The organism is Mesorhizobium huakuii (assembly GCF_014189455.1).
Classification (GTDB): domain Bacteria; phylum Pseudomonadota; class Alphaproteobacteria; order Rhizobiales; family Rhizobiaceae; genus Mesorhizobium; species Mesorhizobium huakuii_A.
Map to the genome: position 1 here is coordinate 1,545,226 of NZ_CP050296.1, position 19,731 is coordinate 1,564,956.

The 19,731-nt window shown below is 63.9% G+C and carries 14 protein-coding genes; 3 read left to right on the forward strand and 11 right to left on the reverse strand.

Annotated features, from left to right (window positions below; translation table 11 throughout):
• Positions 1-92: 92 nt before the first annotated feature.
• On the reverse strand, positions 93-1,289 hold the full coding sequence (locus tag HB778_RS07545; protein ID WP_183462723.1) for an acyl-CoA dehydrogenase: 1,197 nt from the start codon (positions 1,287-1,289) through the stop codon (positions 93-95).
• A 102-nt stretch (positions 1,290-1,391) separates the two neighbouring features.
• Here HB778_RS07545 and HB778_RS07550 point away from each other — a divergent pair, with 102 nt between their 5' ends.
• Positions 1,392-2,303 (forward strand): LysR family transcriptional regulator, encoded by a 912-nt coding sequence (locus HB778_RS07550; RefSeq protein ID WP_183462724.1) that lies wholly within the window; start codon positions 1,392-1,394, stop codon positions 2,301-2,303.
• Position 2,304: 1 nt separating this feature from the next.
• On the opposite strand, the gene HB778_RS07555 is transcribed toward HB778_RS07550, so the two are convergent.
• From HB778_RS07555 to HB778_RS07590, 8 genes are all read right to left on the reverse strand, one after another.
• The gene (locus HB778_RS07555) at positions 2,305-4,629 is read right to left on the reverse strand and encodes a Tex family protein (RefSeq protein ID WP_183462726.1); all 2,325 of its coding nucleotides are present in this window, start codon (positions 4,627-4,629) and stop codon (positions 2,305-2,307) included.
• A 128-nt stretch (positions 4,630-4,757) separates the two neighbouring features.
• Entirely contained in the window at positions 4,758-5,939 is a 1,182-nt protein-coding gene (locus HB778_RS07560; protein WP_183462728.1) for a serine hydrolase domain-containing protein, read from the reverse strand.
• Between the two features lie 33 nt (positions 5,940-5,972).
• A complete protein-coding gene (locus HB778_RS07565; protein ID WP_183462730.1) occupies positions 5,973-7,169 on the reverse strand; it encodes a serine hydrolase domain-containing protein in 1,197 nt (398 codons plus the stop codon).
• A gap of 202 nt (positions 7,170-7,371) precedes the next feature.
• Positions 7,372-8,406: an extracellular solute-binding protein gene (locus HB778_RS07570; RefSeq protein WP_183462732.1), complete on the reverse strand. Its 1,035-nt coding sequence runs from the start codon at positions 8,404-8,406 to the stop codon at positions 7,372-7,374.
• A gap of 23 nt (positions 8,407-8,429) precedes the next feature.
• Complete coding sequence (locus HB778_RS07575; protein ID WP_095199313.1) at positions 8,430-9,230, reverse strand: ABC transporter permease; 801 nt, start codon at positions 9,228-9,230, stop codon at positions 8,430-8,432.
• Complete coding sequence (locus HB778_RS07580; RefSeq protein ID WP_183462734.1) at positions 9,223-10,143, reverse strand: ABC transporter permease; 921 nt, start codon at positions 10,141-10,143, stop codon at positions 9,223-9,225. Before HB778_RS07580 ends, HB778_RS07575 begins: the two co-directional genes overlap by 8 nt.
• On the reverse strand, positions 10,143-11,237 hold the full coding sequence (locus HB778_RS07585; RefSeq protein WP_183462736.1) for an ABC transporter ATP-binding protein: 1,095 nt from the start codon (positions 11,235-11,237) through the stop codon (positions 10,143-10,145). Before HB778_RS07585 ends, HB778_RS07580 begins: the two co-directional genes overlap by 1 nt.
• Positions 11,238-11,377: 140 nt before the next feature.
• A complete protein-coding gene (locus tag HB778_RS07590) occupies positions 11,378-13,057 on the reverse strand; it encodes an amidohydrolase (RefSeq protein ID WP_183462738.1) in 1,680 nt (559 codons plus the stop codon).
• 260 nt (positions 13,058-13,317) lie between these two features.
• Here HB778_RS07590 and HB778_RS07595 point away from each other — a divergent pair, with 260 nt between their 5' ends.
• Both HB778_RS07595 and HB778_RS07600 read left to right on the forward strand, forming a co-directional pair.
• Positions 13,318-13,971, forward strand: coding sequence for a TetR/AcrR family transcriptional regulator (locus tag HB778_RS07595; RefSeq protein WP_183462740.1), 654 nt, complete (start codon positions 13,318-13,320; stop codon positions 13,969-13,971).
• 23 nt (positions 13,972-13,994) lie between these two features.
• Positions 13,995-15,026: a histone deacetylase family protein gene (locus HB778_RS07600; protein WP_183462742.1), complete on the forward strand. Its 1,032-nt coding sequence runs from the start codon at positions 13,995-13,997 to the stop codon at positions 15,024-15,026.
• 65 nt (positions 15,027-15,091) lie between these two features.
• Here the strand turns inward: HB778_RS07600 and HB778_RS07605 are convergent, their stop codons facing one another.
• Both HB778_RS07605 and HB778_RS07610 read right to left on the reverse strand, forming a co-directional pair.
• A complete protein-coding gene (locus tag HB778_RS07605; RefSeq protein ID WP_183462744.1) occupies positions 15,092-16,285 on the reverse strand; it encodes a TMEM43 family protein in 1,194 nt (397 codons plus the stop codon).
• Between the two features lie 63 nt (positions 16,286-16,348).
• A complete protein-coding gene (locus HB778_RS07610; RefSeq protein ID WP_183462746.1) occupies positions 16,349-19,252 on the reverse strand; it encodes a M16 family metallopeptidase in 2,904 nt (967 codons plus the stop codon).
• Positions 19,253-19,731: the final 479 nt, after the last annotated feature.

Below are 19,731 nucleotides of genomic sequence, written 5' to 3' on the forward strand. Positions count from 1 at the left end.
CGCCGAACCCTGACACATCTGCCGGCCATTCTCCAAGCACAGATGTTGCGGTGCACCTAATTTAAGCAGCCAAAGCTGGCCTAAGGCGCAGCTTAGAAGAACGCCTGGATACCCGTCTGCGCCCGTCCCAGGATCAGCGCGTGCACGTCATGCGTGCCCTCATAGGTGTTGACCGTTTCCAGATTCTGCGCGTGGCGCATGACGTGGTAGCCGATCTGGATGCCGTTGCCGCCATGCATGTCGCGGGCCTGGCGGGCGATGTCGAGCGCCTTGCCGCAATTGTTGCGCTTGACGATCGAGATCATTTCCGGCGCCATCTTGCCTTCGTCGAGCAGGCGCCCGACGCGCAACGATGCCTGCAGCCCGAGCGCGATCTCGGTCTGCATGTCGGCGAGCTTCTTCTGGTAAAGCTGCGTGCCGGCCAGCGGCTTGCCGAATTGCTTGCGGTCGAGACCATACTGGCGGGCGCGGTGCCAGCAATCTTCGGCCGCACCCATCGAGCCCCAGGAGATGCCGTAGCGCGCCCGGTTGAGGCAGCCGAACGGGCCGCCAAGGCCCTTGGCGTTGGGCAGCAGCGCATCCTCGCCGACCTCGACACCTTCCATCACCACTTCGCCGGTGATCGAGGCCCGCAGCGACAGCTTGCCGCCGATCTTCGGCGCCGACAGTCCCCTCATGCCTTTTTCCAGCACGAAGCCGCGGATCTCATCCTTGCCGTTCTCGCCCTTCAACTTCGCCCAGACGACGAACACGTCGGCAACCGGCGAGTTGGAAATCCACATCTTGGAGCCGGAGAGCTTGTAGCCGCTGGCGGTCTTCTCGGCGCGCGTCTTCATGCCGCCCGGGTCGGAGCCGGCATCTGGCTCGGTCAGGCCGAAACAGCCGATCCACTCGCCGCTGGCGAGCTTGGGCAGGTACTTCATGCGCTGCTCGTCCGAGCCGTAGGCGTAGATCGGATACATCACCAGCGACGACTGCACTGACATCATCGAGCGATAGCCGGAATCGACCCGTTCCACTTCTCGCGCGACCAGCCCGTAGGTCACATAGTTGGCGCCGAGCCCGCCGAATTCTTCAGGGATGTTGATGCCGAGCAGGCCGGCATCGCCCATCTCGCGAAAGATCGCGGTGTCGAAGGTTTCGTTGAGGTAGGCGTCCTCGATGCGCGGCGCGAGCTTGTCGGCGGCAAAGGCGGCCGCACCGTCGCGCACCATGCGCTCTTCTTCCGAAAGCTGGTCCTCGATCAGGAACGGGTCTTCCCAGACGAATGCATTCTTGTCGGCGGCCATGGCTTCTCGGTCCTCAAAACGGTGAAGCCCGGCTTATCGGCCCGCGGGCTCAAAAAATCAAACGAAATTGCTTCACGGATCAATGAGCGTTAGGAATGGATCATGAGTGTCCAGCGCCGCCTTTTACCCAACATCAGCGCGCTTGCCGCCTTCGAGGCGGTGGCCCGGCTTGGGTCTTTCACCGCCGCCGCCCAGGAACTGGATCTGACCCAGGGCGCGGTCAGCCGGCAGATCAGGCTGCTCGAAGATCAGTTCGGCCGCCAGTTGTTCGAACGCGACAGCCGCAATGTGCGGCTGTCGACGGCGGGCGAAATCTACGCCGAGGCGGTGCGCTCTGCGCTTGGCCAGTTGCGCGACGCCGCTCTTGGATTGATGAGCAATCGGCATAGTGGCATCCTGAACCTGGCCATCTTGCCGACATTCGGCACTCGCTGGCTGATGCCGATGATCCCCGATTTCGTCGAGAACAATCCCGACATCACCATCAACTTCGTCACCCGCGTCGGCCGCTTCGACTTCGCCAGGGAGAGGCTGGATGCCGCCATCCATTACGGCCTGCCGGACTGGCCGGAAGCGGACTCCACACTTCTGGTGCGCGAAACCGTGGCGCCGGTGGTGTCGCCCGCTTTCCTCGCCGGCCGCGCCATCGCCACGGCGGCCGATATCGGCCGCCTGCCGCTGCTGCACATGGCGACACGTCCTGGCGCCTGGACCGAATGGTTCGAACACCAGGGCCTCAGCGCACCGACCGGCCCCGGCATGCAGTTCGAGCAGTTCGGCACCGCCGCCCAGGCCTGCATGGCGGGGCTTGGCGTCGCGCTGCTGCCGCTGCTCCTCATCGCTGGCGAATTGCAGCGCGGCCAGTTGGTGCCCGCCCCCGGCCAACCCATGCAAAGCCGCAGCGCCTACTACCTCGTCGTCCCGCACGACAAGCGCGGCCATCCGCCAGTCGCCAGTTTTCGCGACTGGCTGCTGGGCCAGCTTGAGAAGGAGCCGGCTGTTCTGGCTTGGTAGGCTACTTCCGCTTCAGCGCATCCGCCAGCGCCGCACCTAACGCACCCTGCTGCATCGGCCGTTCCGGCTGGCGTTGTGGCGCCGGCGAACGCGGTGCCGGCCTGCCGCCACCATTGTCGCGCGGCCCGCCCTTGGATGCACCGCCCTCGCCGCCATCCTTGCGCATGGAAAGCGCGATGCGCTTGCGCTTTATGTCGACATCGACGACGCGCACCTTGACCACGTCGCCGGCCTTGACCACCTCATGCGCGTCCTTGATGAAACGGTCGGCCAGTTGCGAGACATGCACCAGCCCGTCCTGGTGGACGCCGATATCGACGAAGGCGCCGAAGGCGGCGACATTGGTCACTGTACCTTCCAGCAGCATGCCGGGCTTCAGATCCTTGATGTCGTCGACACCGTCGGCGAAGGTCGCCGTCTTGAAGCCGGGGCGCGGATCGCGGCCGGGCTTTTCCAGCTCGGCCAGGATGTCGCGCACCGTCGGCAGGCCGAAACGCTCGTCGACGAAGACGCGCGGATCAAGCGCTTTGAGCGCGGCACTGTCGCCCATCAGCGAACGCACATCGCGCCCGCAGGCGGCGACGATCTTCTTGGCCACGCCATAGGCTTCGGGATGCACCGACGAGGCATCGAGCGGCTCGCTGCCATTGGCAATGCGCAGGAAGCCGGCAGACTGTTCGAAGGCGCGGGGCCCGAGCCGCGGCACCTTGAGCAGATCCTTGCGGCTGGCGAACGGCCCGGTCGCATCGCGATGCGCAACGATGGCGTCGGCGAGCGATGCGCCGAGGCCTGAGACGCGGGCCAGCAGCGGCGCCGAGGCAGTGTTGAGATCGACGCCCACCGCGTTGACCGCGTCCTCGACCACCGCTTCCAGCGAGCGGCCGAGCCTGTACTGGTCGACATCGTGCTGGTACTGGCCGACGCCGATCGATTTCGGCTCGATCTTGACCAGTTCGGCCAGCGGATCCTGCAGGCGCCGCGCGATCGACACCGCGCCGCGCAAAGACACGTCGAGGCCAGGAAATTCCGCCGCCGCCGTCGCCGAGGCCGAATAGACCGAGGCGCCGGCTTCACTGACGATCACCTTCAGCGGCTTCGGCCCGCCATCGGAAGGCATGTCGGATAGCATGTCCGCAACCAGCTTTTCCGTCTCGCGGCTGCCGGTGCCATTGCCGATCGAGATCAGCTCGACCTTGTGCAGGCGGATGAGCTTGGCGAGTTCGGCCTGCGTGCCGCGCACATCGTTCTTCGGCGGGAACGGATAGACCGTCGTCGTTGTCAGCACCTTGCCGGTGCCATCGACCACCGCCACCTTGACGCCGGTGCGGATGCCGGGATCGAGCCCCATCGTCGGCCGCGAACCGGCGGGCGCGGCGAGCAGCAGATCCTTCAAATTGCGGGCGAAGACGTGGATCGCCTCTTCCTCGGCCCGTTCGCGCAGGTCGCGCATCAGATCGAGCGTCAGGTGCAGCGACAGCTTGATGCGCCAAGTCCAGCCGGCGACCTCCATCAGCCAGCGGTCGCCGGGCAGGCTGGCGCCGATCGCATAGGCGTTGGCGATCATCCGCTCGACCGGTTTCACTGGCGAGGCATCATCCGCATCGACCTCGATGTCGAGCGCCAGCACCTCTTCGTTGCGGCCGCGCAGCATGGCCAGCGCGCGATGGCTCGGCACATTGGCCCAGCGCTCGACATGGTCGAAATAGTCGGAAAATTTGGCGCCGGCCTCCTGCTTGCCGTCGACAACCCGGGCGCGCATGAAGGCACGATCCTTCATGTAGGTGCGTAGTTTGCCGACCAGATCGGCATTTTCGACGAACTGTTCCGACAGGATGTCGCGCGCGCCTTCCAATGCGGCCTTGGCGTCGGCCACCTCCTCGGTGACATAGGCGAGTGCCGCCTCGGCGGGCACGAGCGCGCGGTTCGCAAGGATGGCCTCCGCCAGCGGCCCCAGCCCGCGCTCCCTGGCGATCTCGGCCTTGGTGCGGCGCTTCGGCTTGTAGGGGAGGTAGATGTCTTCGAGTTCCGCCTTTGTGGCCGCCGCCGCGATCTTGGCCTCCAGTTCCTCGGTCAGCTTGCCCTGCTCGCGGATCGAACCGAGGATGGTGTCCCGCCGCGCATCGAGCTCGCGCAGATAGGCGAGCCGCTCGGCAAGGTCGCGCAGTTGTGTGTCGTCCAGCCCGCCTGTCACCTCCTTGCGGTAGCGCGCCACGAACGGCACCGTCGCGCCCTCGTCGAGCAATTCGATCGCCGCCGCCGCCTGTTCGGGCCGCGCCTTGATCTCGGCCGCGATGATGGCTGCGATGCGCTTGATGTCAGATGCCATGTCGTTCTTGCTCTCATCAAAAGAGCGGCGACCATAGGCGCAGATGCCGGTCCCGCCAACCGCGACGTTTTCAACCGTCGCGGGCGGTCCACAGGAAAGCATGCGGCAACGAAGCCACGTCCGACGGGTCAGACCAGTTGGGTCAGCGCCTCGAAGAAGGCGACGATTTCGAGATCAAGCGGGTCATCGACCGGCTCTGGCTGCGACGACATCTTGGCGATGACCACTTCCGCCTTCGGATCGACATAGAGCCACTGGCCATGAATGCCGATGCCGCAATAGGCGCCACTCGGCTTGCCTGACTGGTACCATTTGTTGCGATAGCGGCCTTGCGGGAACAGCGGCAGCATGGCGCCGCGCTGCCAGGCTTCCGCACTGCCGCCGGTGCTGATCGTGTCGCGCACCCAGGCCTCCGGCACGATGCGGTGGCCATTGGCCATGCCGCCTTGCCGCATCATCTCGCCGATGCGCGCCAGGTCGCGCGGCGTCACCGAAATGCCGCCGGCGGTGCGTGCCGTGCCTTCCATGTCGACGCCGATCGAGGCTTCGCTGACGGCGCCAAGCGGCAGCCACAGCTTTTCGCGCATCAGCTCGGTGAAGCGCTGGCCAGAAGCGCGCTCCAGCAGAAGGCCGAGCAGGTCGGAATTGGGCGAGCGGTAGCGGAAGGTCTGGCCGTGCGGCTCAGCCAGTCGCTGCAAGGTCAGGATGAATGCGCGCAGGCTTTCCGTGCCGCCGCCCGGGTTCCACAGCGTGGCGCGGCGATAGCGGGCAAAGGCGCTTTCCGGATCGAGATAGGCCTCTTCGAAATCGAGGCTGACACTCATGTCGAGCACGTGCCGGCAACTCGCATCGCCATAGGCCGAGCCTGCGGCTTCCGGGATATACTGCGTCACCGGCGCTTCCGGATCGAACACCCCCTCGCCTTCCAATATCCCGGCGATGATGGCGGTGACCGACTTGCTGATCGAGAAAATGATGTGGCGAGCGCCGAAATCCATATGCGGCGCGAACCAGTCGCCGATGATCTTGCCGCCCTTCATCACGGTCAGTGCATCGGTGCTGGAGCGCGCGAGGAAGTCAGCCACCGTCTCCGGCGCCTTGGCAACCGAGACCTTTTCGCTGAGCAAACCACCGAAATCCCGTGCGGGCGCCTCGGCACCACCCGGTGCCGCAGCCACGCGTGCCGTCGGCACCAGTTCGCCAAGGTTTTGGAACGACCATCGGTTGAACGGGTTTTCGCGCCAGTTGGAAAGCAGCACCTGGTCACGGGCGAAGCCGTAGCGGGTCTCGAACGCGGTCTTGCCGGTCATGGCGTTTCCTTCCATGTCGTTTCTTATGGGGGCTCAGCTCAGAGCAGCGGCGATGGCGTGCACGGCCTTCAGCGTCGCCGTGGAGTAGGCGAGATTGCTGAAATCCGGCCAGGTCGAAAGCTTCACCACGACCATTCCTGTGTTCCAGTCGATATGGATCATCTGCCCGAACACGCCCCGGCACATCAGCGCGCGCGAGCTGGGATCCTCGATCCAGAACTGGTTGCGGTAGCTGCCCTGCGGCAGGCTGGGGGAGAAACCGGGGCCATGCCTGCCATTGCGTGTCGCCTCGATCCAGTCGGCCGGCACGATGCCGCCGCCATTGTCGAGGATCATCTGGCCGAAGCGGCCATAGTCGCGCAGCGTGGCGTTGAAGCCGCCATCGGCCAGCGCATAGCCGGCGCTGTCGACGGTGAAGCAGGCGCTTTCGTCGGCGCCGAGCTTTTGCCAGAGTTCTTCCGACACCAGCTGCGCCAGCCGCTTGCCGGTCACCCGTTCCATGAGGAAGGCGAGCACGTCGGTCTCTATCGAGCGGTATTCGAACTGGGCGCCATGCGGGCGGACAGTGTCCTTCAGGCCGAGGATCAGCTCGAACATATGCGAGGGCCAGCGGAAGTCCGGATCGCTGCCCGGCGGCACCGGCTTCCAGCCGGTGGCGACATCGACCTGGCCGATGTCGGAATAGCGGTCGGTATATTCTTCGGAGAAACGCACGCCCGTCGTCATGTCGAGCACATGCTGAACGCTGGCGCCGGCCCAGCCGGTGGCGCCGAGTTCCGGCAGATAGTCGGTCACCGGCCTGGCCGGATCGATCAGGCCGCGCCCGGCCAATATGCCGAACACCGAACCGGTAACTGATTTCGCCATCGACTGCGACAGATGCAGCGCGCGCTCGTCCATGCCGTTGAAGTAGCGCTCATAGGCGACCTTGCCGTGCTTGAGCACGAGGAAGCCGTCCGTATAGGTCTCGTCGAGCAACCCGGCGAGCGTCGAAGGCCTGCCCTCGCTGTCCTCGACCGGCAAAGCGTCAAGATCGACCTCGGCGCGTTCGAGACGGTGGCGATGGCCATTGCCGCGCCAGACTTCGGCGGTCGGCAGAATCTCCCTGATGTGCTGGAACGCCCAGCGGTTCCATGGCGGCCGGTCCCAGTCGAGCTTCGGCGGCACCATGGCGGGCGGCGAGCCGTGCATGATCGGCGGCCGCGGATCGCTGTTGCGATAGGAGTCCATGAAGGGCATTCCCGGAAACAGAAAGGACCCGGCGGCCTAGAGACGGATGATTTCAGGTCGGTTCGACCTGAAATCTGAATCCGTCTCCAAGTCAGAGAGAGATAGGGCATGATGCCTGGACAAACGGGTACCCGTTTGTCCGAGAAAACCGTTTCACACTTTTCGGCATCATGCCCTGGCCGCCGGGTCCGGCATGCAGCGATTACTTCTGCAGTTCGGTCCAGATCTTGGTGTAGAGTTCCTGCGTCTCCGGCGGGCACATCAGCTGCAGCTCGGCATGCGGCTTGGCGTCGGCCGGGATGACCACTTCCGGCGCGTCCTTCATGTCGGCCGGCATGTACTTGTCCGAGCCGGTGATGGCGTTAGCATAGCGGTGGAAGGCCGACAGGCCTGCCGCGTTTTCCGGATCCATGATGAAGTTCTGGAAGAGCTTGGCGTTGTCGACGTTCTTGGCTTCCTTCAGAACGACGACATTGTCGCTCCACAGGCCAAAGCCTTCCTTCGGATAATTGTAGTGAATGGCCGGATTGGCCAGCCGCTGGCGCAGCGCCGAGCCGTTCCAGTCGCTGGTGGCCTTGAAGTCGCCGGCGCCCATCTTCTCGATGGTGTTGTACTCCATCGCGATCCAGTTCGGCTTGGCCGCGACCAGCGTATCACGCACCTTCTTCAACACCGCCTTGTCGGTGGTGCACTGCTGGCCACCGACATATTTGATCGCCGCGAAGATGACGTCATTCATCTCGGGAACGACATTGACCTTGCCCTTCAACTCGTCCGGCGTGTTGAAGATGATGCCCCAGCTGTCGGCCGGTCCCTTGTAGGTGTCAGTGTTGACAACGACGCCGACGGTGCCCAGCGCCCACGGCACCGAATATTTGCGGCCGGGATCGAAGTCGGGATTGGCCCATTCCGGCGCGACGTTCTTGAAGTTCTCCATCTTGCCGGGATCGGTTTCGAGCACGAGACCTTCCTTGATCCAGATCGGCACGTAGGTCTGCGACGGCACCGCGATGTCGAAGCCGGTACCGCCCTGGCGGACCTTGGCGAGCGCGGTATCGTTGGAATCGTAGTCGGTGATGGTCACCTTGATTTTGTATTTGTCCTCGAACTTCTTGATCACATCGGGGCTGGTGTAGTTGCCCCAATTGTAGATGTTGAGCACGCCGTCGGCGCGGGCAAGGCCCGTCGAAGCGAGCAGCGCCAACCCCATGGCGGTCGCTGTTGTCTTCCAGTTCATCGTTCTAACTCCCATTATCGGTTTCAGTCTCGTTTCCTGCTGACGAAGAAAAACAACGTGACGATCGCGACCGAAAGCAGCAGGAAAGCGGTCGATATCGCGTTGATCTCGGGTGTGATGCCGCGGCGGATCTGGCCGAGCATGTAAGTGGGCAGCGTGTCCTGGCCGCCCGATTTGACGAACTCGGTGATGACCACGTCATCGAGCGAGATGACGAAGGCCAGCATCAGGCCGGCGAGGATGCCGGGCCACAAAAGCGGCAGCGTGATGCGGCGGAAGGTCTTCCACGGCGTGGCGTAGAGATCGGCGGCGGCGCGTTCCAGCGTCAGGTCCATATTCTCCAGCCGCGCCCTGATCGGCAGATAGGCGAACGGAATGCAGAACGCCGTATGCGCGGCGACCAGGTAGCCGATGCCGGAATAGCCGGTGAAGATCTTGATGCGCGAGAAGAAGATCAGCAGCGCCACGCCGGTGACGATCTCGGGCACCATCAGCGGCTGGTTGATCGCCGCGTATTTGAAGGTGAGGCCGGGATAGGAGGCGGTGCGCGTGGTGGCGAGCGCCGCCATGGTGGCAAAAATCGTCGACAGCACCGCCGCGATGGAACCGATCTGGAACGAGCGCAGCGTCGCATCGATGACCTGCGTGTTCTGGTATGCCGACTGGAACCATTTCAGTGAAAAGCCGCCCCATTCGGAGGTCGAGGTCGCCGCATTGAAGGCATAGATCACCAGCACCACGATCGGCAGGTAAAGCACGACAAAGCAGGTCGCCGCGATCGTCGTGAAGCCGGGCTGGTGCTTGATGGAGAAGTTGCTAGCCATGACGCACCCCCGACTTGCCGGCATTGCGCACATAGGCAAGCAGCGCCACCATGACGATGATCATCACCGTGATCGACAGCGCCGAGCCGAGCGGCCAGTTGCGGCCCTGCCCGAACTGCAATTCGATCAGGTTGGACAGCATCATGTTCTTGCCGCCGCCGAGCACGCTCGGCGTCACATAGGCGCCGAGTGCCGGAATGAAGACCAGGATCGAGCCGGCGATGACACCCGGTTTGACCAGCGGGAAAATGATCTTGCGCAGCACCTTGAAGCGTGTCGCGTAGAGATCATAGCCCGCCTCGACCAGGCGAAAATCGAGCTTCTCCATGCTGGCGTAGATCGGCAGCACCATCAGTGGCAGGTAGACATAGGCCATGCCGATCAGGATCGCCGTGTCGGTGTAGAGGATCTGGATCGGCGCCGAGATGATGCCGAGCTTCAAAAGGATCGTGTTGATGATGCCTTCGTTGCGGATGATCTGCAGCACGGCGAAGGTGCGGATCAGGAGGTTTGTCCAGAACGGGATGGTGATCAGGAACAGCCAGAGATCCCTGGTCTTCTCGCTGCGCGTCGCCATGAAATAGGCGGTCGGGAAACCGAGCGCCAAGGTCGCCAGCGTCGTCACTACAGCAAGCTTGATCGAGCGCCAGAAAATGGTGACATGCGCCGCCGCGAGCGAAAGCGTGTCGTCGAAAATGTCGCGTTCCAGGAACACCGATGTCCAGGCGTCGGGCGAGAACTGCCATTTCACGTCGCCATAGGCGCCGGGCGTCAGGAACGAATAGACGAGCACGATCAGCAACGGGCCGGTCGCGGCGAGCAGGATGACCAGCAGCGCTGGGGCTGACAACAGCCAGCGGTCACGGACATCACGCCGCTCCGCGGCCTTGGCGACTTCTTCCGCGGTGGCCATCAGTCCCTCAGCACTTGCGCGGCGTCGTTGCCGATCAGGATGCCGACCTTGTCGCCGCGCTCGAAACCGCAGCCGGCGCTGCGCGTGTTCTGCTGGCGCACGGTGAAGGCCTCGCCGCTGTCGAGCTGGACATGGATATGCGTGTCGGTGCCGAAATAGACGATGTTCTCGACCGTGCCCGACAGGTCGCCCTTGTCCTTGGTCAGCTTGGCATGCTCGGGCCGCACCACCACGGTGGCGTTGTCCTTCGGCTGGAACCCTTCGGCAACGGTCGCCTCGATGGTCGTGCCGGATTTGAGCGTCGCGCGCGTCTTGCCGTTGCCGGTGCCCGATATGGCGGCGGTGAGGAAATTGGTTTCGCCGATGAAGTCAGCGACGAAGCGTTCCGCCGGCTTGTCGTAGATATCCCAGGGCGAGCCGACCTGCAGGATCTTGCCCGACGACATCACCGCAATGCGGTCCGACATGGTCAGCGCTTCTTCCTGGTCATGGGTGACGAAGATGAAGGTGATGCCGGTCTCATGCTGCAGCCGCTTCAACTCGATCTGCATCTCCTTGCGCAGCTTGTAGTCGAGTGCCGAGAGCGGCTCGTCGAGCAACAGCACTTTCGGCTGCGGCGCGAGCGCCCTGGCCAGGGCGACGCGCTGCTGCTGGCCACCGGAAATCTGCGCTGTGCGGCGGCCCGCCAGCGCTTCCATCTTGACCAGTTTGAGCATCTCGGCGACGCGCGCCTTGATCTCGGCCTTGGGCTTGCCGAGCATCTCCAGGCCGAAGCCGATATTGTCGGCCACGGTCATGTGCGGGAACAGCGCGTAGGACTGGAAGACGGTGTTGACCGGCCGCTTGAAGGGCGGCAATGGCGCGATGTCCTGGCCGTAGAGCAGGATCTCACCGGCGGTTGGAAAGTCGAAGCCGGCGATCAGCCGCAAAAGGGTGGTCTTGCCGCAGCCGGACGGTCCCAGCAGCGTGAAGAACTCGTTCTCGCGAATGGATACCGAGACCTTGTCGAGGGCAGCGACCTGCCCCTCACCCGATCCGAAAATTTTGCTGACGTTTACTACTTCAATCGCATTTCGATCCGGTTTGTCCGGCACGATTACGCCTCACTGTTGACCCCGCTCTTGCTGGCGGAGCTGTTCCCCTGTTCGATGTGACCACACGCCCGGTAGGTTGGCAAGCCCGGCATTGAATCACAGTTCAGTCAGTCATTTGGCTGGCAAGTCTCGTGCCATCGTCAGGCCTGGTAGGTGACCTTGCCGCCGCAGATCGTCGTCACCGGGCGCAGCTTGTGCAAATTGTCCGGCGCCGTCTTCTCGATATCATCAGACAGGACCACCAGATCGGCCATATAGCCCGATTTCAGCGTGCCCTTGCGGTGCTCGGCGAATTCGGCATAGGCGCCCTCGACCGTGTAGGCGGCGAGCGATTCATGCAGCGAGAAACTCTGGTCGGGGTCGCTTTCTGCCCATGGTTTGCGCATCACTGCCGCCTGGATGCTCAGGATCGGGTCGATCGGCGCCACCGGCCAGTCCGAGGCAAACACGACATGGGCGCCGGCGTCTTTCAATGTTCGCCAGGCATAGCTAAGCGGCCAGCGGGCCGGCCCGATACGCGACACGGTCGGCTCCAGCGGGAAATCCATGGCCCCGGGCGGATGCGACGGCTGCATCGAGGCGATGACGCCGAGTTCGGCGAAACGCGGCACGTCCGATGTGGTGGTGACTTCGATGTGCTCGACGCGATGCCGGCTGTCGCGCTTGCCATTGGCCTTTTGCGCTGCCTCGTAACCGTCGAGCACGGCCCGCACGGCACCATCGCCGATCGAGTGCACCGCGATCTGCAGGCCACGCCTGTCGATGGCGACCGCCAGATCGATGAACTGCTGGGGTGTGAACAGCGGCTCGCCGACCCAGTCCGGACGGTCGGCGTAGGGCTCGACCATGACAGCCGTCCAGGAATCGAGCACGCCGTCATAGAACACCTTGACCATGCCCGACGACAGCCACTCGCTGTTGTAGCGCTCGGCCATGACGGACGCCTTGTCGAGTATGTCGAGCGTCATGAAATTCTTGTAGTGGAAGGGGATCTGCACGCGGCAGGGCAAGCCTTCCTCGGCCTCGATCTCGGCCAGCAGTTCGAGCTGGTAGAGGTTGCCGTCCATGTTCTGGATGGAGGTGATGCCATGGCGCGCGCACCAGGCGAGCCCGCGCCGCATGATGTCGCGATCGGCGGCGCGTTCGGCGGCGGACGGCATCGGATCCGGCTCGCCGCCGGTCGCCAGCCCCAGCCGCACCCGGCCCTCGCCGGCAAGGTCGAGCACCGGGCCGAAGGCCTCGCCTTCGCGCAGTTCGCCCGCTGCCAGGTCATCCTCGCCCATGACGATTTCATTGCCCGGACCAAGCGCGCGGCCCTGCAGGATGCCGGCCATTTCAAGCGCCTTGGTATTGGCCCACATCGTGTGGTGATCGGGCGCCGCCATGCAGAACGGGCGATCGGGCAAAATGGCGTCGAGATGGTGGCGCGTCACCCGCTCGCTGCCGAGCACGGTGTAGTCGACGCCCTGTCCGACCAGCATTTTTGCGTCGGGCTTAGCCGACGCATAGTCACGGATCGCCTTCTGCAGCGCCTCGAAGCCATGGACACCGCCAAGCTGAAGATGCGCGAGCTCGGCCCCTCCTGAGAACAGGTGCATATGGGCTTCGATGAAACCGGGCAGGACCGAACCGCCCTTGGCGTCGATCACCTTTGTGGCCGATCCCTTGAGCTCTTCGATGGCGGCGCGGCTGCCGATGGCGACGATGGCGCCGTCCTTGACGGCAACGGCCTCGGCGGCGGGATTGTCGTCGTCCATGGTCAGCACACGACCATTGATGACGATCAGATCCGCACTACGACCCGCACCCGTGACAGACATCGCGACTCCGCGCTTTTGACGACTGACTGAAACCGGCAATCCTGCGCCCAACAGCCTGCCACCCCACCGGAGTGGCGCCATCGGACAAAAATCAAATGCCAGCGCGCTGCCCTCGAAATTCCCCTTGTTATCCCTGGGGACAGCGTGGATAAAGAATGCGACTGATTATTCGCGTTTGTCAACATGCCGAATTTAGAATGTATTGTGGACAGCACCCTGCGCCTGTGTTCAGACCGAGCGGGGAACGAGGGCATCAAGCAGTGAAGCGCAGTCTCGACCGCAAAACCAAAATAGCGCTCGAACCGCGCAAGCAGCCGCGGCAGCAACGGTCGAGCAAGGTGGTCGACCGCATTCTCGACGCGGCGCTTATCCTGACGCGGGAGCAAGGAACCAGGACGCCGACGACGCTCGCCATTGCCCAGCGCGCCGGCCTGTCGGTCGGTTCGGTCTACCAATACTTTCCCAACAAGGAAGCCATTCTTCTGGACCTCGCCAGGCGCTGGCTGTCCTCCTTTCCCGAGGTGATCGAGAAGCGCATCAAGGTCCCGCGGCCCACCAACCGCGAAGAATTCCGGCGCGAGGTGCGCAAGCTTTTCATCGACACGTCCAGCATCTATCTCGAAAACGCGACCCTGATGCCGGTGATCGAGGCGATATCCGGCAACGCCGATCTCAGGCCTATCCAGGACGAATATGACGAGCAGATCATCGCGCTTTACGCCGCCTGGCTGCGGCATGTGAATCCTGCTCTCGAAGACAAGATCGCCAAACGGCTCGGCCTGGTGATGATGGAGGTCGGGCACGCCTGCCGGCTTGTCGGACTGAAGAGAGATCGCAGGACATTCGACCTCATCGAGGACGATGTCGAAGCCATGTGGCTGGCTCTGGTGAACCCCTATCTCAACCTTGACTGATTTCGCATTTCGAGAGGAATTTTATGAAGACTGTCTATTCGCCGCTTCATGCTGGCCATGCCGGCCAGATGGAACTGGTCACATCGGCCATCGTGCCGGGTTTCGAGAAGCCCTCTCGGGCCGAATTCATCAAGGCACGGGTCGAAAGCGAGAAGCTCGGACCGATCGTCCTGCCGCTCGAGCATGACCTTGCCGCCGCCAAGCGTATCCACAAATCAGACTATATCGACTTCCTGCCGACGGTCTGGCCGCAATGGGTGGCCTCAGGTCACGAGGGCACGGCCATGCCCTTCACCTGGCCGACGCGCGGCCTGCGCGGCGACGTGCCGCCAAAGCGCGTCGATGCGCTGCTCGGCTACTATTCCTTCGATGCCGGCGCCACTTTCGTCGAAGGCACATGGGCCGCGATCAAGTCGTCCTATGACGTGGCGCTGACCGCGGCCGGCCTGGTCAAGGGCGGCGAGAGGTCGGCGTTCGCGCTCTGCCGCCCGCCTGGCCACCATGCCGGCGCCGGGTTCATGGGCGGCTATTGCTACATCAACAACGCCGCCGTCGCCGCGCAGTGGTTCCTCGACCAGGGCGCCAAACGCATCTCCATCCTCGACGTCGACTACCACCACGGCAACGGCACGCAGGAAATCTTCTATGACCGCGCCGACGTGCAGGTCCTCAACCTGCATGGCGATCCGATGGTCGAATACCCGTTCTTCCTCGGCCATGCCGACGAACGCGGTGCCGGCGCGGGCGAAGGCTTCAACATCAATTATCCCATGCCGTTCGGTACCGACTGGGACGCCTGGAACGCCTCGCTGGAGGACGCTTGCGCCAGGCTCGCCGCCTACGCGCCCGACATCGTCATCGTCTCGCTCGGCGTCGACACTTTCGAGAAGGATCCGATCAGCCAGTTCAAGCTGAAAAGCCCGGACTATCCCAAGATCGGCCGCCGCATCGCCAAGCTCGGCTTGCCGACGCTGTTCGTCATGGAAGGCGGCTATGCCGTCGAGGAGATCGGCATCAACGCCGTCGGCGTGCTGACCGGTTTCGAGGACCGGTAAGCCGGCTCGCAAACCAAGGGCTGATAGCGAAGAAAGGGGGCGGCATGACCGCCCTTTTTTGCAAGCTACGTTGCGGCGCCGGTGCTCGGCGCGGCCGTTGGTGCGGCAGCCCTGCGTGAGCGGCCGAGATAGTAGACTGCCGCCGCTGCGATGACGCCCGCCGCCAATATGCCCGCCGCCAGCACCGGCCGATACCAGAACCAGGCAATCGCGATTGTCGTCGTGCCGACCAGGATCGCCAGGAAGAAGGCGATGATGCCGGTTCCCATCCGCGCCATGCTGCCGAGGAACGGGATCACGTCGAGGATCACGCCGATCGGGCTGAGGAACAGGGCGAAGCCGATCGTCAGCAACAACAAGCCGCCGGCGCGCAACAGCCAGGTGATCAGCGTGTTGGCGCTGACAGCCTCGGCGAACATCTTGTCGGCCGGCACCTGGCCGGTATCGACCATCAGCAGCGCATCGCCCGCTTGCGTCTGGTAGGACTCGAACCGGCTGCCGGCCTGGCGCGCCACGATGCTGACCACGCCGAGCGGCGCCAGTTCGTAGCTGATACGGTAGTCGCCCAGCGCAGGTGTTGTGTTGTCGCTGCCGAGATAGATTTTGCCGTCAACGATGCTGAGCGGCTTCGTCCCGGTATAGGCGGCCTTGATCGCCGCCGACTGACTGGCCGACAGCGAGTACTCCTTGTCGCCGTCGATGCGGTCGAGCACCGGTGTATCGAGATCGAAGGCGACGAGCTTGCCCTGTGGAATCTGGAAGGCGCGGCTGTGGATCGCCATCGGCGGATTCTGATGGCCGTCCGGCTTCTTGAAGTCCGATGAATCGATCTGCTTGTCGTCCCACACTTTCGAATAGCTGTAGGTGGTCTCCGTCTCCTCCCCGCCGCCAAGCTTCTTGGTGGTCTCGGATTTGGATTCTTCCTTCCACTGATACATCTCGACGCTGCGCGACAGGCGCAGCCCTTGCGCGGCAATGCCGAAATCCGGATCCGACAGGCCGCTATCCGCCGTCACCGGCCCGCTGACATGCACCAGCTTTCCGTCATTGCCTGCATCGACGCTGTCGGCATTGATCGAGACCACGGCGCCGGCGCCCTCGGCCAGCGAGCGCGCCGTCTGCACGGCGCGACCCTCGTTCCAGAACAGCCCGATCACCATCAGCACGATCAGCAGCAGGCCGAAAATGACCCCGCCGACCGCGCGCTTGATCCGCCCGAACCACGAGACTGACGTAACTTCCCGAAATGAATCGCTCATCGTTTCCCCCGAAACCAAAGATAACAAGATTTAAGCGCGGCCGGCGGCCGCGCATCGAGCCGATCAATCGGCATGGATTTGCGCGCCGCAGTCCTTGGCGTCAGCGCAAGTGTGCACCGCTCGCGTGGTGCCGCCATCGCCGACCCGCCACGGTGAAGCGGATAGCGGCGCCTGGCTGTTGCCGCCGAGAAGGTCGAGCGCCCGCATGGCCGTCTGCTCGCCCGCCTCGTCACGCTTGACGATCTCGACCTCCTTGAGGCCGATCGCGGCAAGCTGTGGCATGACCACGTCGGGATCACCGGCAACGACGATCAGCGACGGGTCGAGCGACGACAATGACAGCGCCTGTTTCTGCACGGCATCGAGCGTCAGCCGGGTACGCGCCGTCATGCGGTTCTGTTGATCTTCGAGCGTCGAACCGCTGCCGACTGCTGAGATCAGCGAACCGAACAGACCTGCCGAGGTCTCCGCCGACCCGGCCAGTGCCCGGCGATAGACCGTTACCGTGCGGTCGACCTCGTCCTGCGCCACCGGCAAGGTGGTCAGGCCGGCAAACCCTTTCAGGATCTCGGTGATCGCCGGACCGGTGTTGGCCCGCTCGACGGTGGTTGCCACGACCAGTCCCGAGCCGGCCTTCATCGGGCTCATGAGATAGCTCGACACGCCATAGGAATAGCCCTTCTCCTCGCGGATCACCGAATTCAGCCGGCTGGAGAAATCATCGCCAAGCAGATTGGCGACCGCGGTCGATTCAGCGCGCTCGCCTTCGTCGGTGCCGGGCGCCGGCCGCGCCACGAACAGCGCCGACTGGCTGGCGCCGGGTTCAGGCACCAGCAGCACCTTCTGACCGCTGTTGAAATGCGCCGCCGGCGACGGTTCGACAGCATAGCCGATGGCATCGCTTGTCCATGTGCCGAATGCTTTTTCAAGGCCGGCCGCGACGGTGGCGACCGGCATCGGGCCGACGCTGTAGAAGGTCACCGCCTTGGGCGTGAACTCCGCCTTGAACGCGGCTTTGGCCTCGTCGAGCGAGATCGACGCCAGCGCCTTCGCCGACCAGTCGACCGCGGCCTTGCCCGGTACCTGCGGAATAAGCGCCGTCTTTGCCGCGCGGCCGGCAACACCAGGCAGATCCGCCTCGCGCCCGTTCAGCCAGTCGACCGTCTGCGCCATCAGCACGGTCCATTCAGTCTTGTCGAAACGCGGCTTCAGCACCGCGTCGGCAAGCAGGCCGAGACCTTGATCCAATTTTTCCGGCGGCACGCCAAGCGTCATCGTGGTGGCCAGCGCGCCGGCCTGATAGCCGATCCCCGCACCGATATCGCTGGTCGCCTTGGCGAAGTCGGCCGCGCCGCGATCGGCCGCACCCCGCGTCGCCATGCTTGCGGCCAGTTCCAGCAACCCTTCCTTGCCCTCCGGCACACTGTTCCAGCCGCCTTCGGCACTCGCCGCCACATAGACCATCGGCGCTTCCGGCATGGTGTAGTGGACGAGCTTGATGCCGTTGGAGAGCGTCGCCGTTTCCATGGCGGGCAACACCGCCGAAGGCGCTTGCCCGGCCGGATGCTTCGGGATGTCGATCGCCACCCGCTCCGGTGCCGTAAAAGGCTGTGGCGTTCCGGACGAACCGATCAGCGCGTCGGGATAACCGCCGCGCGGACCGGGCTTCAGCACCAGCACGCTGGCGTCTTCCGGTTTCAACAGCCGCTTGATCGTCGCTTCGACTTCCGCCACGCTGGCATTCCTGACGCGCGGATCGTCGACCAGCGCGCTCTGTGCGTCGCCGAGAATGTCGGCATTGTAGGAGACGGTGCCGGCGCGATCCTTCAGCGCCTCGTTGCCCAGCCGCGCCGCCTGCAATATGCCGTTGCGCGCGCGCTCGACATCAGCCGGATCGAGCGGCGTCTTCTGGAAATCCGTGAACGCCGCTTTCATCGCGCTCTCGAGCGCTTCCGGCGTCACGCCTGCCGCCGCGCCCGCCTCGAAGGTGAAGCGGCCGCCAAGCAGGCCGCCCGTCCAGCTCGCGCTGGCATAGGTGGCGATGCCCTGTTGCGAGACCAGCCGGTTGCGCAGAAATCCATAGTCGCCATTGCCGAGCAGTTCGGCGGCGATGCTGAGCGGGCCATTGTCTGGCGACTGCGCCGCCGGGCCGCTGAAGCCGACCACCACGACGGGGCTCGGCAGGCGATCCTCGAGCACCAGCTTGAGCCGCGCCTGGGTCGGTTCCGGAATGGCGGGCCGCGCCACGTCGGCGCCGCGCGGTATCCGGCCGAACGTGTCCGCAATCAGCGCCTTGGTGTCATCGACCTTGAGATCGCCGACCAGCACCAGCACCGCATTGTTGGGCAGATAGTAGGTGTTGAAGAAGCCTCTGACATCGTCGAGCGTCGCCGCATCGAGGTCGGCGACCGAACCGATGACCATGCGGCTATAGGGATGCGGCTTCGGAAACAGCCCGGACCAGAAGGCTTCCCAGCCGGATGCGCCGGCCTTGTCGAGCACGTTCTGGCGCATCTCGTTCTTGACCACCGAACGCTGCAGGTCGAGCTTGGCCTGCGTCACCGAGCGGCCGAGATTGGCCATGCGGTCGGCCTCCAGCGACAGGATCATCGGCAGCGACGACGACAGACCGTCGACATAGAACACGGTGCCGTCCTCGGTGGTCCAGGCATTGATCTCGTTGCCCAATGCGGCGTGGGCGCCGAACACGTTCGGCCAGGCCGGCGTCCCGGAAAACATCAGATGCTCGAACAGATGCGCGAAGCCAGAGCGACCGGCAGGTTCGTTCATCGACCCGACGCGATAGCGCAGGTTCATCACCACCTTCGGCGCGCGATGGTCGGGCACCAGCACCACTTGCAGCCCGTTGTCGAGCGCATAGGTGACGATTGGCTCGGCCTTGGCGGGCGCTGCCGCACCGGCAAGAACCACAAGCATCACCGTGAACGCCAGGAAAACCTGCTTCATGATCACCCCCATGCCGATGGCTGCGAAACAAGCGCCGCCACCCCTGCCCAGTCCGATCGAAGGGAAGCCCACCCCTGTTGATCAGCGAAAACCTACCGGAATCGATCGGCCCTCGATACGGCAGTCCCACAACACCCTCTGGCTTTTTGATGTCGGGTTCATGTCGGCGAATGAGGTGTCCTGAAACAATGAAACCGGCCCTCTCGCCTGCTTCTGAGTCGCACGCGAGTCCACCGGATTCGATTTTGTCAAATCGCGTTTGATGTCGGATTCATCTGCGGGTAGATTAGACCCGAATCAGCCGGTCCTCGGGGGGCGCGGCGACCACCCAAAGTCTCACGTTCCGGAATGTTCCGGCGCCAGACGCGGATGTCTTCGCGTTCCCTGAACGGATTCCGTCTGATTGGCGCGGCCCCGCGCCTCGTGTGCGTCTCGTGAAAGTAACGCGTTTTTAGGGTTCGGCGGCTGGCCTCCAGCAT